Origin of the sequence: Enterobacter sp. D2, assembly GCF_034427575.1 — a bacterium.
GTDB lineage: Bacteria > Pseudomonadota > Gammaproteobacteria > Enterobacterales > Enterobacteriaceae > Enterobacter > Enterobacter cloacae_M.
The window spans coordinates 646,225-662,252 of sequence record NZ_JAXQPP010000001.1; the positions used below are offsets into that span (position 1 = coordinate 646,225).

The window sequence follows — 16,028 nt, forward strand, 5'->3', positions numbered from 1 at the left end:
TTCGGGCAGGTCCAGAATAGAAGACGGAAACCCCATATCGGGAAGACGTATTTTAAGGAATAACAATGAAAAAAATCGCCATCGCCTGTGCATTACTCACCAGTTTTGTCGCCAGCAGCGTCTGGGCTGATGCGGCCAGCGACCTTAAAAGCCGACTGGATAAAGTAAGCAGCTTCCACGCCAGCTTCACGCAAAAAGTGACGGACGGCAGCGGCAACGCGGTGCAGGAAGGTCAGGGAGATTTGTGGGTAAAACGCCCGAATCTGTTCAACTGGCACATGACCCAGCCGGATGAAAGCATCCTGGTCTCTGACGGTAAAACCTTATGGTTCTTCAACCCGTTCGTTGAGCAGGCAACGGCGACCTGGCTGAAAGATGCCACCAGCAATACGCCGTTTATGCTGATTGCTCGTAACCAGTCCAGCGACTGGCAGCAGTACAATATTAAACAGACGGGTGACGAGTTTGTCCTGACGCCGAAAGGCAGCAACGGCAACCTGAAGCAGTTCACCATTAACGTAAGCACCAACGGTACGATTAATCAGTTCGGCGCGGTTGAGCAGGACGATCAGCGCAGCAGCTACCAGCTCAAGTCTCAGCAGAACGGCGCCGTTGATGCTTCGAAATTCACCTTTACCCCGCCGCAGGGCGTAACGGTGGACGACCAACGCAATAAGTAAGAGGCATGAGTGGGCAATCTGTCGCTCGATTTTTCAGATAACGCGTTTCAACCTCTGGCCGCCCGTATGCGGCCAGAAAATTTAGCGCAGTACATCGGCCAGCAGCATCTGCTGGCTGCCGGTAAGCCATTGCCGCGCGCCATTGAGGCGGGGCATCTTCACTCCATGATCCTCTGGGGACCCCCTGGCACCGGCAAGACTACGCTTGCAGAAGTGATCGCCCGCTATGCCAACGCGGACGTCGAACGTATCTCGGCGGTCACCTCCGGCGTGAAAGAGATCCGTGAGGCGATCGAGCGTGCGCGGCAGAACCGCAATGCCGGGCGGCGCACCATCCTCTTCGTGGACGAAGTCCACCGCTTCAACAAGAGCCAGCAGGATGCCTTCCTGCCGCATATTGAAGACGGCACGATCTTCTTCATCGGTGCGACCACCGAAAACCCGTCGTTTGAACTGAACTCGGCGCTACTTTCCCGCGCGCGCGTTTACCTGCTCAAATCGCTCACCACCGATGATATCGAAAAGGTTCTCACCCAGGCGATGGACGACAAAGCGCGCGGCTACGGCGGACAGGATATCGTTTTGCCTGACGACACGCGTCGTGCGATTGCCGAGCTGGTCAACGGCGATGCGCGTCGTGCGCTGAATACGCTGGAAATGATGGCCGATATGGCCGAAATCGATGATGCAGGGAAGCGGGTGCTGAAACCGGAACTGCTCACCGAAATTGCGGGGGAGCGCAGCGCGCGTTTCGATAACAAAGGCGACCGTTTTTACGACCTGATCTCGGCGCTGCATAAGTCCGTGCGCGGCAGCGCGCCGGATGCGGCGCTTTACTGGTACGCGCGCATTATCACTGCGGGCGGCGATCCGTTATATGTCGCGCGTCGCTGTCTGGCGATTGCGTCAGAAGATGTCGGCAATGCCGATCCTCGCGCCATGCAGGTTGCACTGTCGGCCTGGGACTGCTTCACCCGCGTTGGGCCCGCGGAAGGCGAACGAGCCATTGCGCAGGCAATTGTCTATCTGGCCTGTGCGCCGAAAAGTAATGCGGTTTATACCGCGTTTAAAGCGGCGATGTCGGATGCGCGTGAACGTCCGGACTACGATGTGCCGGTTCACCTGCGTAACGCGCCGACCAAACTGATGAAAGAGATGGGATATGGGCAGGAGTATCGTTACGCTCATGATGAACCCAATGCCTACGCTGCCGGGGAGGAATATTTCCCGCAGGAGATGGCACAAACGCGCTATTATCACCCCACAAACAGAGGTCTTGAAGGCAAGATTGGTGAAAAGCTCACCTGGCTCGCCGGACAGGATCAAAATAGCCCTATAAAACGCTACCGTTAGTTCAATCGTTGCGGTAATGTTGGCAATGTATCCTTGTGGCCGCAGGCTGTGGTCACATTTTCCTATTTTAATTCGATAAGCACAGGATAAGCATGCTCGATCCCAATCTGCTGCGTAATGAGCCAGACGCAGTCGCTGAAAAACTGGCACGCCGGGGCTTTAAGCTGGATGTAGATAAGCTGCGCGCTCTCGAAGAGCGTCGTAAAGTTCTGCAGGTACAAACTGAAAATCTGCAGGCAGAGCGTAACTCTCGATCGAAATCCATCGGCCAGGCGAAAGCGCGCGGGGAAGATATTGAGCCATTACGCCTGGAAGTGAACAAACTGGGTGAAGAACTGGATCAGGCAAAAGCTGAGCTGGACGTTCTTCAGGCCGAGATTCGTGATATTGCCCTGGCTATCCCGAATATTCCTGACGACAGCGTGCCTGTCGGCAAAGATGAAAACGACAACGTTGAAGTGAAACGCTGGGGTACACCTCGTGAGTTTGACTTCGAAGTGCGCGATCACGTGACGCTGGGCGAAATGCACGCGGGGCTGGACTTTGCGGCAGCGGTTAAGCTGACCGGCTCCCGTTTTGTGGTGATGAAAGGCCAGATTGCCCATCTGCACCGCGCGCTGGCGCAGTTCATGCTGGATCTGCACACCGAGCAGCATGGCTACAGCGAAACCTACGTGCCGTATCTGGTCAACCACGATACGCTGTACGGTACGGGCCAGCTGCCGAAATTTGCCGGCGATCTGTTCCATACCCGTCCGCTGGACGAGGAAGCAGACAGCAGCAACTACGCGCTGATCCCAACCGCTGAAGTGCCGCTGACTAACCTCGTGCGTGATGAGATAATCGATGAAGACGACCTGCCAATTAAGCTGACGGCACACTCTCCGTGCTTCCGTTCTGAAGCAGGTTCTTACGGTCGCGACACGCGCGGTCTGATCCGTATGCACCAGTTCGACAAAGTTGAGATGGTGCAGATCGTCCGTCCTGAAGAGTCCATGGACGCGCTGGAAGAGATGACCGGTCACGCTGAGAAAGTGCTGGAGCTGCTGGGCCTGCCGTATCGTCGTATGGCCCTGTGCACCGGTGATATGGGCTTTGGCGCCTGCAAAACCTTCGATCTTGAAGTGTGGGTGCCTGCGCAAAACACCTACCGTGAAATCTCCTCCTGCTCTAACGTCTGGGATTTCCAGGCGCGTCGTATGCAGGCACGCTGCCGCAGCAAATCTGACAAGAAAACCCGTCTGGTGCATACCCTGAACGGTTCTGGTCTGGCTGTGGGCCGTACGCTGGTTGCCGTGCTGGAAAACTATCAGCAGGCAGACGGTCGTATTGAGATCCCTGAAGTGTTGCGTCCATACATGAAAGGCCAGCAGTACATTGGCTAATTCTTTGCCTCACAACAAAAAAGCGCCTTTAGGCGCTTTTTTTATGCCGCGGAATTGATACGACGCAATACCCCCTCCCTCTAAAGTAGTAATACTCCTCCGAATGAAAGTCAGCATAAAAAGCTGATTACGTAGAAATTCGTTGTATATAAAACTAAATAGCGGTTTTGCGCCGCCACTCTTTTCTTTGTGAGCAACCAAAGTGAGTCTCTATGAAAATCAACGCGCCTGAAGCATTAATGGCTGCCGAGGTCACTCGCCGTGGGTTGATGAAAACCACGGCAATAGGCGGCCTGGCCGTAGCCAGCAGCGCCTTCACGCTTCCTTTTACCCGACTGGCCTCAGCGGCGGATGCATTATCCCCAGCTTCAGCTCCGGAAAAAGTGGTGTGGAGTGCCTGTACCGTTAACTGCGGTAGCCGTTGTCCGCTGCGTATGCACGTGGTGGATGGCGAAATTAAATATGTCGAAACCGACAATACCGGGGACGATAACTATGAAGGGTTACATCAGGTTCGCGCCTGCTTGCGCGGCCGCTCCATGCGTCGTCGCGTGTATAATCCGGACCGCCTGAAATATCCGATGAAGCGCGTCGGTAAGCGTGGGGAAGGGAAGTTCGAGCGGATTAGCTGGGATGAAGCCTACGACATTATCGCCACCAATATGCAGCGCCTTATCAAAGAGTACGGCAACGAATCCATCTACCTGAACTACGGCACCGGGACGCTCGGCGGTACGCTGACCCGCTCCTGGCCACCGGGTAAAACGCTGGTGGCACGCCTGATGAACTGCTGCGGCGGTTATCTCAATCACTATGGTGACTACTCATCGGCGCAGATTGCTGCGGGACTCAACTACACCTACGGCGGCTGGGCGGACGGCAACAGCCCGTCTGATATCGAAAACAGTAAGCTGGTGGTGTTGTTCGGTAATAACCCGGGCGAAACCCGCATGAGCGGCGGCGGGGTAACCTATTACCTTGAACAGGCCCGCGCCAAATCCAATGCCCGCATGATCATCATCGACCCACGCTATACCGATACCGGCGCCGGACGTGAAGACGAGTGGATCCCAATCCGTCCGGGTACCGATGCAGCGCTGGTCTCCGCGCTGGCGTGGGTGATGATCACCGAAAACCTCGTCGATCAGCCTTTCCTGGATAAATACTGCGTCGGCTATGACGAGAAAACCCTGCCAGCCAGCGCGCCTGCTAACGGTCATTACAAAGCCTATATTCTCGGGCAGGGCAGCGACGGCGTGGCGAAAACGCCCGAGTGGGCGTCCACCATCACCGGTATTCCGGCCGAGCGTATCGTTCAGCTGGCGCGTGAGATTGGCTCGGCCAAACCGGCCTACATTAGCCAGGGCTGGGGACCGCAGCGCCATGCGAACGGCGAAATCGCGACCCGTGCGATCTCCATGCTCTCCATTCTGACCGGCAACGTCGGTATTCACGGCGGTAACACCGGCGCGCGTGAAGGCTCGTATGAAGTGCCGTTTGAACGTATGCCGACGCTGGATAACCCTGTTCAGACCAGCATCTCCATGTTTATGTGGACCGATGCGATCGAACGTGGTCCTGAAATGACCGCCCTGCGCGACGGCGTGCGCGGCAAGGACAAGCTGGACGTGCCGATCAAGATGATCTGGAACTATGCCGGTAACTGTCTCATCAACCAGCACTCCGAAATCAACCGCACCCATGAAATCCTGCAGGATGATAAGAAGTGCGAGATGATTGTGGTGATCGACTGCCACATGACCTCCTCGGCGAAATATGCCGATATCCTGCTGCCGGACTGCACCGCCTCTGAGCAGATGGATTTCGCGCTGGACGCCTCCTGCGGCAACATGTCCTACGTGATCTTCACCGATCAGGCGATCAAACCGCGCTTCGAGTGCAAAACCATTTATGAGATGACCTCTGAGCTGGCGAAACGTCTTGGCGTTGAGCAGCAGTTTACCGAGGGACGTACACAGGAAGGGTGGATGCGCCATCTGCATGAACTCTCCCGTAAGGCGGTCCCTGACCTGCCGGATTTCGATACCTTCCGCAAGCAGGGTATGTACAAACAGCGCGATCCGGAAGGGCACCACGTGGCTTACAAAGCGTTCCGTGAAGATCCGCAGGCAAACCCGCTGACCACGCCGTCGGGCAAAATCGAAATCTACTCCGAAGAGCTGGCAAAAATCGCGTCGACCTGGGAGCTGCCGGAAGGGGACGTTATCGATCCGCTGCCGATCTACACGCCAGGTTTCGAAAACTACAACGATCCGCTGACGGCGAAATTCCCGCTGCAGCTGACCGGTTTCCACTACAAAGCGCGCGTGCACTCCACCTACGGTAACGTCGACGTACTCAAGGCCGCCTGCCGTCAGGAGATGTGGATCAACCCGATGGATGCCAAAGCGCGAGGCATCAGCAATGGCGATCGCGTGCGTATCTTCAACGGTCGCGGCGAGGTGCACATTGAAGCTAAGGTGACGCCGCGCATGATGCCAGGCGTAGTGGCGCTGGGAGAGGGGGCCTGGTACAGCCCTGATGCCAACCGCATCGACCAGGCGGGCAGTATTAACGTACTGACCACGCAGCGTCCGTCGCCGCTGGCGAAGGGCAACCCATCCCACACAAACCTTGTCCAGGTTGAAAAGGTTTAAGGAGTAGCCGATGACAACCCAGTATGGATTTTTTATCGATTCCAGCCGTTGCACCGGGTGCAAAACCTGCGAGCTGGCCTGTAAAGATTACAAAGACCTGACCCCGGACGTCAGCTTCCGCCGCATCTACGAATACGCCGGGGGCGACTGGCAGGAAGATAACGGCGTCTGGCATCAGAACGTCTTTGCCTATTACCTGTCGATTGCCTGCAACCACTGTGAAGATCCTGCCTGCACCAAGGTCTGCCCGAGCGGGGCGATGCACAAGCGTGAAGACGGTTTTGTGGTGGTGGATGAAGATGTCTGCATCGGCTGCCGGTACTGCCACATGGCGTGCCCGTACGGCGCGCCGCAGTACAACGCCGCCAAAGGTCATATGACCAAATGCGACGGTTGCCACACCCGCGTGGCGGATGGCAAAAAGCCGATTTGCGTTGAGTCCTGCCCGCTGCGCGCGCTGGACTTCGGTCCTGTTGAAGAGCTGCGTCAAAAACACGGTCAGCTTGCCGCAGTGGCACCGCTGCCGTCTGCGCACTTCACGAAGCCGAGCATTGTGATTAAACCTAACGCCAACAGCCGTCCTACAGGTGACACTACCGGCTACCTGGCAAATCCGAAGGAGGTGTGAGATGGGAAGTGGATGGCATGAATGGCCGCTGATGATCTTCACGGTCTTTGGTCAGTGCGTGGCGGGCGGTTTCATTGTGCTCGCGCTGGCGCTGTTGAAGGGGAATCTCAACGCTGAACAGCAGCAGCGTTTAGTGTTGAGTATGTTTGGCCTGTGGGTGCTGATGGGGATTGGCTTTATCGCCTCTACGCTGCACCTGGGTTCGCCGATGCGCGCGTTTAACTCTCTGAACCGCGTGGGCGCCTCATCCCTCAGTAACGAGATTGCCAGCGGGGCGATTTTCTTTGCCGTCGGTGGGCTGGGCTGGCTGCTGGCCGCTTTGAAGAAATTGCCTGCGGGTCTGCGCAGCCTGTGGCTGATCGTGACCATGGTACTGGGCGTGGTGTTCGTGTGGATGATGGTGCGCGTCTATAACACCATAGATACCGTTCCAACCTGGTACAGCGTCTGGACGCCGATGAGCTTCTTCCTGACGATGTTTATCGGCGGGCCGCTGCTGGGCTACCTGCTGCTGCGCGTGGCGGGCGTAGACGGGTGGGCAATGCGTTTGCTGCCCGCTGTTTCTCTGCTGGCGCTGGTGGTGAGTGCGATGGTCGCCCTGATGCAGGGGGCTGAACTGGCAACCATTCACAGCTCTATCCAGCAGGCTTCTGCCCTGGTGCCGGACTACGGTGCGCTGATGGCCTGGCGTATCGTTCTTCTGGTCGCCGCGCTGGTATTCTGGATTGCCCCTCAGCTCAAAGGCTATCAGCCGGCGCTGCCGCTGCTGTCACTGGCTTTTGTGCTGGTACTGGCGGGTGAACTGATTGGCCGCGGCGTGTTCTACGGGTTGCATATGACCGTTGGTATGGCTATCGCCAGCTAACGTTGCATTGAGTTATATCAAGCCGGGCCTGAGTGCCCGGTTTTTCTTTTTTCGATCATGAAATTTTTCGACTGTCGTTTTGTTTTAATTTCGCCCATTAATAAATAAAAACAGACACATAATTAATATCTATAGCAGGCGTGGCATTAGCAGGATAAGTTTTTTAAATCGACAGGGAACATATTGTGCGAGGCGGCTAAATCAGTGGATTGACTTTGTTTTTGCCAGTGGCATGATGCGCACGAAATCTGAACTTCCTCACGGTTTTTAATCCATGACCACCTATACCCGGCCAGTGCTTCTGTTGCTCTGTGGCCTGCTTCTGTTGACCCTGGCGATCGCAGTGTTAAATACGCTCGTCCCGCTATGGCTCGCCCATGAAAACTTACCGACCTGGCAGGTGGGTATGGTCAGCTCGTCCTTTTTTACCGGGAACCTGCTGGGTACGCTAATGACCGGGAGCCTGATTAAGCGCTTTGGCTTTAATCGCAGCTATTATCTGGCTTCGCTGATTTTCGCCGCCGGGTGTGCCGGGCTGGGCCTGATGGTCGGCTTCTGGAGCTGGATGGCGTGGCGCTTTATCGCTGGCGTAGGCTGCGCGATGATTTGGGTGGTGGTTGAAAGCGCGCTGATGTGCAGCGGCACCTCCCGCAACCGTGGACGCCTGCTGGCGGCCTATATGATGGTTTATTACGTCGGCACCGTGCTGGGGCAACTGATGGTCAGCAAGCTGCCAACCGATCTGATGAGCGTTCTGCCGTGGGTAACGGGCATGGTGCTGGCCGCGATCCTGCCGCTGCTCTTCACGCGCATTGTGAACCAGAACAGCGAGCATCAGGAAGCGACCCACGTCTGGCCGATGCTCAGACTCCGTCAGGCGCGCCTGGGCGTTAACGGCTGCATTATATCGGGTATTGTACTGGGCTCGCTCTACGGCCTGATGCCGCTCTATCTGAATCATCAGGGCGTCAGCGATTCCGGAATTGGCTTCTGGATGGCGGTGATGGTGAGTGCGGGGATCGTCGGGCAGTGGCCGATTGGCCGCCTGGCGGACCGCTTCGGTCGTCTGCTGGTGCTGCGCGTGCAGGTCTTCGTGGTCATCATGGGATGCCTTGCCATGCTCAGCAACGCCGCTATGGCGCCTGCGCTGTTTATTCTCGGGGCTGCCGGCTTTACGCTCTATCCGGTCGCGATGGCCTGGGCCTGTGAGAAAGTTGAACATCATCAGCTGGTGGCAATGAACCAGGCGCTGTTACTGAGCTATACCATTGGCAGTTTATTAGGGCCGACGTTTACCGCGATGCTGATGCAGAATTACTCTGATAATTTATTGTTTATCATGATCGCCAGCGTATCGTTTATTTATCTCTTAATGCTGCTGCGCAAAGTGGGCGAACACCCAACGCCTGTGGCTCATGCCTGATTAATTAAAAGCCTGTCGATGACAGGCTTTTTTGTCCCTGTCACAACTAAGAGTTTTACTTATTGTTTGTTTATTACGCCAGGCGATAATTCATGTGAGTCCTACCACTATAAGGCAGCAATCATGTCTATTCGTCGTTTTTCCGCTACCGCACTTGCCGTAGTGTTGTCTTTAACGTTTGCAACGGCTCCGGTCATGGCTAATCCTGGTAACGGGAATGGCGGTGGTCACGGGAACGGTGGCGGGCAAGGTAATGGCGGTAATCATGGTAACGGGAATTCTGGTAACCATGGCAATAAGCAAAATAACGGCCAGGATAACCCTGGGAAATCGGATAAAAGTTTTAAAAGCAGTAAAGATGTCGGTAACGATGTCGACGCTCGCGTGAGCTTCGATCATGCCCGCCACCTGGCGCTGAATTATGGCTTAACGGGCTATGACTCTCTGCCTCCGGGTATCGCGAAAAACCTGGCGCGCGGTAAGCCGTTGCCTCCGGGCATTGCGAAGAAAACCGTGCCGGCCTCAATGCTGGGCCAGCTTCCTTCCTACCCGGGCTATGAATGGCGCGTGGTCGGAGATGACCTGGTCTTAATTGCGCTGAGTACAGCCATTGTGACCTCCGTTATTAACGGCGTCTTTAAATAGAATATAAAAAGGCCCGGTTCTCACCGGGCCTTTTCTTTAATACATCACCTTGTGGCCGTACTGTTCAAGAATACCTTTGACGCGTTCCATCGTCTCTTTCTTCGGCGGCTTCACGCCATCGAGTTTGTACTCTTCGCCCATTGCCACCCATTTATGTTTACCCAGCTCGTGATAGGGCAGAAGCTCAATTTTCTCGACGTTGCCCATGTCGCGGGTAAATTCCCCCAGGCGGTGCGCGGAGTCGTCATCATCTGACCAGCCGGGAACCACCACGTAGCGGATCCAGGTTTTGATGCCTTTATCGGCAATGTATTTGGCGAATTCCAGCGTGCGGTGGTTTGAGACGCCAACGAGGTTCTGGTGGATCTCATCGTTCATCTGTTTGAGATCGAGCATCACCAGATCGGTCACTTCAAGCAGCTCGTCGATAACCGGATCGTAGCGGCGTACAAAGCCGTTGGTGTCGAGGCAGGTATGAATGCCTTCTGTATGGCAGGCGCGGAACCAGTCGCGGACAAATTCAGCCTGCAGAATGGCTTCACCGCCGGATGCGGTGACGCCGCCGCCGGACGCGTTCATAAAGTGGCGGTAGGTCACCACCTCTTTCATCAAGTCTTCAACGGTAACTTCTTTACCGCCGTGCGTATCCCAGGTGTCACGGTTATGGCAGTACAGGCAGCGCATCAGGCAGCCCTGGAAAAAGGTGATAAAGCGGATACCCGGGCCATCGACGGTGCCACAGGATTCAAAGGAGTGAATGCGACCAATAATTGACATTGCGGTGATATCTCCAGCATCGGCCCGTCCGGGGCCTGAGTATGCACAGCTCAAAGCCGGCTGTGTTGAAGTCTGTTTTGGCTGATATCCATAGAGTATAGATAGCGGACAAAAGAGACTGAGGTGGAGAGGGTGCTAAAAAGGCCCCACTGACGTGGAGCCTTTATTGTACGCTTTTTAACGCGTGATTTCAGTCAATTCCACTTACATGGACTGAGTGAAAGTACGGGTGATAACGTCCTGCTGCTGTTCTTTAGTCAGGGAGTTAAAACGTACTGCGTAGCCAGATACGCGGATGGTCAGCTGAGGATATTTCTCAGGGTGTTCCATCGCGTCGAGCAGCATTTCACGGTTCATGACGTTCACGTTCAGGTGCTGACCACCTTCGATGGACGCTTCGTGGTGGAAGTAACCATCCATCAGACCCGCGAGGTTAGTTTTACGCACTTCGTCGTCTTTACCCAGCGCGTTTGGCACGATAGAGAAGGTGTAAGAGATACCATCTTTCGCGTAAGCAAACGGCAGTTTAGCAACGGAAGTCAGAGAGGCAACCGCACCTTTCTGGTCACGACCGTGCATTGGGTTAGCACCTGGGCCGAATGGCGCGCCAGCACGACGACCGTCTGGGGTGTTACCGGTTTTCTTACCATACACAACGTTAGAGGTGATGGTCAGAACAGACTGAGTCGGGATAGCGTTACGGTAAGTAGTCAGTTTCTGAATTTTCTTCATGAAACGTTCTACCAGGTCAACCGCCATGTCATCAACGCGAGAGTCGTTGTTACCAAACTGCGGATATTCACCTTCGATTTCGAAGTCGATAGCCAGACCGTCTTCGTCACGAATTGGCTTAACTTTCGCATATTTGATTGCAGACAGGGAGTCAGCTGCAACGGACAGACCAGCGATACCACACGCCATGGTGCGGATAACGTCACGGTCATGCAGCGCCATCAGAGAAGCTTCGTAGCTGTACTTGTCGTGCATGTAGTGGATAACGTTCAGCGCAGTGACGTACTGTTTCGCCAGCCAGTCCATGAAGTGATCCATGCGGTCCATCACTTCGTCGAAGTTCAGAACGTCGCCTTTGATCGGTTCAGACTTAGGACCAACCTGCATTTTCAGTTTTTCATCAACGCCGCCGTTGATTGCGTACAGCATGGTTTTCGCCAGGTTTGCACGCGCACCGAAGAACTGCATTTGCTTACCAACAACCATTGGGCTTACGCAGCAAGCGATAGCGTAATCGTCGTTGTTGAAGTCCGGACGCATCAGGTCATCGTTCTCGTACTGCAGAGAAGATGTGTCGATGGACACTTTAGCGGCGAATTTCTTGAAGTTCAGAGGCAGTTTTTCAGACCACAGAACGGTGATGTTCGGCTCCGGAGAAGGACCCATGGTGTACAGGGTGTTCAGGAAGCGGAAGCTGTTTTTGGTTACCAGAGTACGGCCGTCAACGCCCATACCGCCGATGGATTCAGTTGCCCAGATTGGGTCACCGGAGAACAGCTCATCGTATTCAGGGGTACGCAGGAAGCGAACCATACGCAGTTTCATGACCAGGTGGTCAATCATTTCCTGAGCGTCTTGCTCGGTGATTTTGCCTGCTTTCAGGTCACGTTCGATGTAGGCATCCAGGAAGGTGGATACGCGACCGAAGGACATTGCTGCACCGTTCTGAGACTTAACTGCGGCCAGGTAGCCGAAGTAGGTCCACTGGATAGCTTCCTGAGCGTTGGTAGCCGGACCAGAGATATCGCAGCCATATTTCGCCGCCATCTCTTTGATCTGACCCAGCGCGCGGTGCTGTTCAGCGATTTCTTCACGCAGACGGATAGTCGCTTCCAGGTTTACGCCGTTTTCCAGATCGGACTGCAGGGAAACAAACTGCGCGTACTTGTCTTTCATCAGGAAGTCGATACCGTACAGCGCAACGCGACGGTAGTCACCGATGATACGGCCACGGCCATACGCATCTGGCAGACCAGTCAGAACGCCAGATTTACGGCAGTTCAGAATGTCTTTGGTGTAAACATCGAATACACCCTGGTTGTGGGTTTTGCGGTATTCGGTGAAGATTTTTTTCAGCATTGGATCCAGCTCGCGGTTATACGCTTTGCAGGAACCTTCAACCATTTTGATACCACCGAACGGGATGATTGCGCGTTTCAGTGGTGCTTCAGTCTGCAGACCAACGATTTTCTCAAGGGCTTTGTTGATGTAGCCAGCATCGTGAGAAGTGATGGTGGAAGCAACGGAGGTGTCAAAATCAACTGGCGCGTGAGTGCGGTTTTCCAGTTTAACGCCTTCCATTACGCTGTCCCACAGCTTGGTGGTCGCGTCAGTTGCGCCAGCCAGGAAGGATTCGTCACCTTCATACGGGGTATAGTTTTTCTGAATGAAGTCACGTACGTTTACTTCATTCTGCCAGTCACCTTTCGCAAAACCTTCCCAGGCTGTGGCTAACTTTTCATTAAGCTCGGACATGTAACACCTACCTTCTTAAGTGGATTTTTTATTTACTGCCTGAGAAAACCATCAATGATGATCGTCGCCACGCAGGTAAATGACCCAGTATGTCAACCCAACTAACAGACCCCCACCGATAATGTTCCCGATAGTGACAGGGATCAGGTTATCAGTAATGAAATTCATAATAGTCAGGTGAGAGAAACTTTCCGGGGATGAACCAACTGCGGTCCAGAACTCCGGGCTCGCAAAGTCGCGGATGACAATGCCCATTGGGATCATGAACATATTCGCGATACTGTGCTCAAAGCCGCTGGCAACAAACATCGCAACCGGCAGAACCATAATTAAGGCTTTGTCCATCAGGCTACGACCCGAGTAGCTCATCCATACAGCCAGGCAGACCATCAGGTTAGCGAGGATGCCGAGAGCAACGGCTTCGATAAATGTGTGGTGCATTTTGTGGTCGGCGGTTTGCAGGACGTTAAGGCCCCAGCCACCGTTGGCGGTCATGTACTCGCCAGAAAGCCACATCAACAAAACAAAGAGCAGACAGCCAACCAGGTTACCCACGTAGACGTTAAGCCAGTTACGTGCCAGCTGACCCCAGGTAATTCTTCCGCTGGCCTTTGCCACGACAATCAGCACCGTTGAGGTGAAGAGGTCGGCGCCGCAGATGACGCAGAGAATCAGACCCAGTGAGAAGCAAATACCGCCAATCAGTTTGGCCATGCCGAAAGGCATTCCGGCAGTACCGGTGGTGGCGGTGATGTAGAAGACGAAAGCGATAGAGATGAACACACCAGCCGTGATCGCCAGATAGAACGTCTTCATCGGGTGTTTCGTTGCTTTATAGACACCCGCTTCTTCGGCAACTTTGGCCATCGCAGCAGGGAGTAAAAGATCAAAAGGGTTGTCAGCTTTCACACTAACTCTCTCTTTATTAAGTCGGCGACGAGATACTAACAAAGCATTATAGAAGAGAAATTGATATAGATCATATCTCGCCTGGCTTATAGGCCCGCAGTATGTATGGTTTTACAACAAATGCGGAGTAAGTAATTGATTATCCGTATAAAAATAAATTTTAAAAGTTATGAAAAGAGTTGAATTTTTTCGTTCGGCCACCCCTGACGCAGTTAATTAATATGGAGTATTTACCATAAAAAGTAACAGTAAAGCCCAGGTAAATATTATTATATTTACCCATGTTTAACTTTATTATTACAATCAACAGTCATTGCCGAAGAAAATAAAAAACGGGGCAATGAAATTGCCCCGTAATATAGCCCAGACGATTGAATACGCCTACTGCTGGTAATGTTATGTGCGCTTATTTTAACCAGTAAGCGGCTTTTGCTTTCTGCAGCTTTTCGTAGGCCTTCAGCAGCGACTGATGCGCCGGGAAGGCTTTCAGATCGCTATCAACAGCCTGCAGGCCATAGAACGGCGCTTCGCCGCTCAGGGCCGCGCTGGCTGCTTCAACGGCTTCAGCACCGTACATACGCACGAAAGCGTTGAGGTATTGCAGCGGCTCGCGATCCTCTTCCTGGGCCAGCAGCAACAGGGTTTGCAGGCAGCGGTAATAATTGGTGCGTTCGGCAGAGAAGACAGACTGGTTGAATTCCATGGTCCACTCGGTCCAGGCCAGGGCCTGATCCAAATCGCCACCCGCCAGGGCCAGCATCGCTTTCAGCTCACCGATGCGCAGGGTATACCAGCCGTTGTCTTTACCGGTCGCCAGGCCCAGCAGTTCGCGTACGCGGGTGAAGTCATCGTGGCCTTCTTCGTCCAGTTGGGCGATCAGGTTCAGATAATCTTCTTTCTCCCACTCGCTGCCCGGCAGAGCCAGCAGCGTTTCGCGCAGATGGGCACCCATGCTGTTGTTCGCCAGCCACAGATCTTCAGCCGGGTAGATGTCGGACATGCCCGGAACGATAATGCGGCACGCGTAGACGCCAAGATGTTCGTAGTCGGCAATGTAGACTTCCTGATCTTCCGCGTCGAAGATAGCCATCAGCGTGGCGAACTCTTCTTCCGTGGTACCGGCAAAGCTCCAGTCCACGAACGGATAGTCGGCGTCCTGCTTGAACATATCCCAGGAAATTAAACCGCTGGAGTCAATGAAGTGGGTTTCAAGGTTGGTATGCTCGGCCACTTCTTCATCGTCAAACGTTGGCGGAGTGAAGACGTCGAGATCTTTCAGGCTACGGCCCTGCAGCAGCTCGGTAACGGTACGCTCCAGCGCCACGCCGAAGTCAGGGTGCGCCCCGAATGAGGCGAAGCAGGTGCCGTTGGTCGGGTTAAACAGCACCACGCAGATAACCGGATACTTGCCGCCCAGCGAGCCGTCGTAGGCAAAGATTGGGAAACCTTCTGCTTCGAGCTTAGCGATGGACTCCACTACGCCCGGGTAGCGCGCCAGCACGTCTGCCGGAATTTCAGGCAGGCTGATGGATTCAGCGATGATGCGGTTTTTAATGTGGCGTTCAAAGACTTCAGACAAACCCTGCACGCGCGCTTCATTGCGGGTGTTACCGGCGGACATACCGTTGGACACATACAGGTTGCCGACGATGTTCATCGGAATATACACGGTCTGCTCGTCAGACTGACGGGTGAACGGCAGGGCGCAGATCCCACGGTCTTCATTGCCAGACTGCAGATCGATCAGCATGCTGGCGGTAAGTTCGTTTTCCGGATCGTAGAAAGCACGCAGGCGCGCGTCGAGAATACCTTCCGGCAGTTCGTCCTCTTCGGTCAACGGGAACCATTTTTCATTTGGATAGTGAACGAACGGGCCGTTAGCGATGGTTTCGCCCAGCCAGAAGTCAGCGAAGAAATAGTTGGTGGACAGACGCTCAAAATACTCACCCAGCGCAGAGGCCAGTGCCGCTTTTTTTGTCGCGCCTTTACCGTTGGTAAAGCACAGGGCACAGTCTTTATCGCGAATATGCACGGACCAGACATGAGGCACCGGATTGAGCCAGGAGGCTTCTTCGATGTTAAAACCCAGGTCGGTCAGTTTCTGCTGGAAGCGAGCGATGGAATCTTCCAGAGCGGCGTCTTTGCCGGGGATAAACGTTTGAGTCATGGCGTTCACTTTTATCGTACGTAAAGCGCGCAATGATACGGGTTTTGCGTGA

Annotated in this window: 12 protein-coding genes; 8 read left to right on the plus strand and 4 right to left on the minus strand. The window is 54.3% G+C overall.

Annotated elements, in window-relative coordinates:
• The first annotated feature begins 65 nt into the window (after positions 1-65).
• From lolA to SPG90_RS03065, 8 genes are all read left to right on the plus strand, one after another.
• Positions 66-680 carry an outer membrane lipoprotein chaperone LolA gene (gene lolA / locus SPG90_RS03030; RefSeq protein ID WP_023310983.1) on the plus strand — a complete coding sequence of 205 codons (615 nt, stop codon included), beginning with the start codon at positions 66-68 and terminating at the stop codon, positions 678-680.
• 9 nt (positions 681-689) lie between these two features.
• Positions 690-2,033, plus strand: a complete 1,344-nt coding sequence (gene rarA, locus SPG90_RS03035) for a replication-associated recombination protein RarA (RefSeq protein WP_023310984.1) — start codon at positions 690-692, stop codon at positions 2,031-2,033.
• Between the two features lie 92 nt (positions 2,034-2,125).
• The gene (serS, locus tag SPG90_RS03040; RefSeq protein ID WP_008499983.1) at positions 2,126-3,418 is read left to right on the plus strand and encodes a serine--tRNA ligase; all 1,293 of its coding nucleotides are present in this window, start codon (positions 2,126-2,128) and stop codon (positions 3,416-3,418) included.
• A 212-nt stretch (positions 3,419-3,630) separates the two neighbouring features.
• Positions 3,631-6,075: a dimethylsulfoxide reductase subunit A gene (gene dmsA, locus SPG90_RS03045; RefSeq protein ID WP_045404117.1), complete on the plus strand. Its 2,445-nt coding sequence runs from the start codon at positions 3,631-3,633 to the stop codon at positions 6,073-6,075.
• A gap of 10 nt (positions 6,076-6,085) precedes the next feature.
• Entirely contained in the window at positions 6,086-6,703 is a 618-nt protein-coding gene (locus tag SPG90_RS03050) for a DMSO/selenate family reductase complex B subunit (RefSeq protein ID WP_023310987.1), read from the plus strand.
• 1 nt (position 6,704) lies between these two features.
• The gene (locus tag SPG90_RS03055) at positions 6,705-7,568 is read left to right on the plus strand and encodes a dimethyl sulfoxide reductase anchor subunit family protein (protein ID WP_045404119.1); all 864 of its coding nucleotides are present in this window, start codon (positions 6,705-6,707) and stop codon (positions 7,566-7,568) included.
• Positions 7,569-7,842: 274 nt separating this feature from the next.
• A complete protein-coding gene (locus SPG90_RS03060; RefSeq protein ID WP_033145087.1) occupies positions 7,843-8,991 on the plus strand; it encodes an MFS transporter in 1,149 nt (382 codons plus the stop codon).
• A gap of 123 nt (positions 8,992-9,114) precedes the next feature.
• Positions 9,115-9,636, plus strand: a complete 522-nt coding sequence (locus SPG90_RS03065) for an anti-virulence regulator CigR family protein (RefSeq protein WP_045404123.1) — start codon at positions 9,115-9,117, stop codon at positions 9,634-9,636.
• Positions 9,637-9,672: 36 nt separating this feature from the next.
• Here SPG90_RS03065 and pflA read toward each other — a convergent pair whose 3' ends face one another.
• The 4 genes from pflA to ycaO form a co-directional block, all read right to left on the minus strand.
• Positions 9,673-10,413, minus strand: a complete 741-nt coding sequence (pflA, locus tag SPG90_RS03070) for a pyruvate formate lyase 1-activating protein (protein WP_047173346.1) — start codon at positions 10,411-10,413, stop codon at positions 9,673-9,675.
• Positions 10,414-10,617: 204 nt separating this feature from the next.
• Positions 10,618-12,900 carry a formate C-acetyltransferase gene (gene pflB / locus SPG90_RS03075; RefSeq protein WP_023310992.1) on the minus strand — a complete coding sequence of 761 codons (2,283 nt, stop codon included), beginning with the start codon at positions 12,898-12,900 and terminating at the stop codon, positions 10,618-10,620.
• A gap of 51 nt (positions 12,901-12,951) precedes the next feature.
• Entirely contained in the window at positions 12,952-13,809 is an 858-nt protein-coding gene (focA, locus tag SPG90_RS03080) for a formate transporter FocA (RefSeq protein ID WP_008499974.1), read from the minus strand.
• 406 nt (positions 13,810-14,215) lie between these two features.
• The gene (ycaO, locus tag SPG90_RS03085) at positions 14,216-15,976 is read right to left on the minus strand and encodes a 30S ribosomal protein S12 methylthiotransferase accessory factor YcaO (RefSeq protein WP_322407925.1); all 1,761 of its coding nucleotides are present in this window, start codon (positions 15,974-15,976) and stop codon (positions 14,216-14,218) included.
• Positions 15,977-16,028: the final 52 nt, after the last annotated feature.

Excerpts from the sequence above, each read along its gene's own strand:
- lolA (WP_023310983.1), top strand. The coding sequence starts at position 66 with ATGAAAAAAATCGCCATCGCCTGTGCATTACTCACCAGTTTTGTCGCC.
- serS (WP_008499983.1), top strand. The coding sequence starts at position 2,126 with ATGCTCGATCCCAATCTGCTGCGTAATGAGCCAGACGCAGTCGCTGAA.
- dmsA (WP_045404117.1), top strand. The coding sequence starts at position 3,631 with ATGAAAATCAACGCGCCTGAAGCATTAATGGCTGCCGAGGTCACTCGC.
- SPG90_RS03050 (WP_023310987.1), top strand. The coding sequence starts at position 6,086 with ATGACAACCCAGTATGGATTTTTTATCGATTCCAGCCGTTGCACCGGG.
- SPG90_RS03055 (WP_045404119.1), top strand. The coding sequence starts at position 6,705 with ATGGGAAGTGGATGGCATGAATGGCCGCTGATGATCTTCACGGTCTTT.
- SPG90_RS03060 (WP_033145087.1), top strand. The coding sequence starts at position 7,843 with ATGACCACCTATACCCGGCCAGTGCTTCTGTTGCTCTGTGGCCTGCTT.
- SPG90_RS03065 (WP_045404123.1), top strand. The coding sequence starts at position 9,115 with ATGTCTATTCGTCGTTTTTCCGCTACCGCACTTGCCGTAGTGTTGTCT.
- pflA (WP_047173346.1), bottom strand. The coding sequence starts at position 10,413 with ATGTCAATTATTGGTCGCATTCACTCCTTTGAATCCTGTGGCACCGTC.
- pflB (WP_023310992.1), bottom strand. The coding sequence starts at position 12,900 with ATGTCCGAGCTTAATGAAAAGTTAGCCACAGCCTGGGAAGGTTTTGCG.
- ycaO (WP_322407925.1), bottom strand. The coding sequence starts at position 15,976 with ATGACTCAAACGTTTATCCCCGGCAAAGACGCCGCTCTGGAAGATTCC.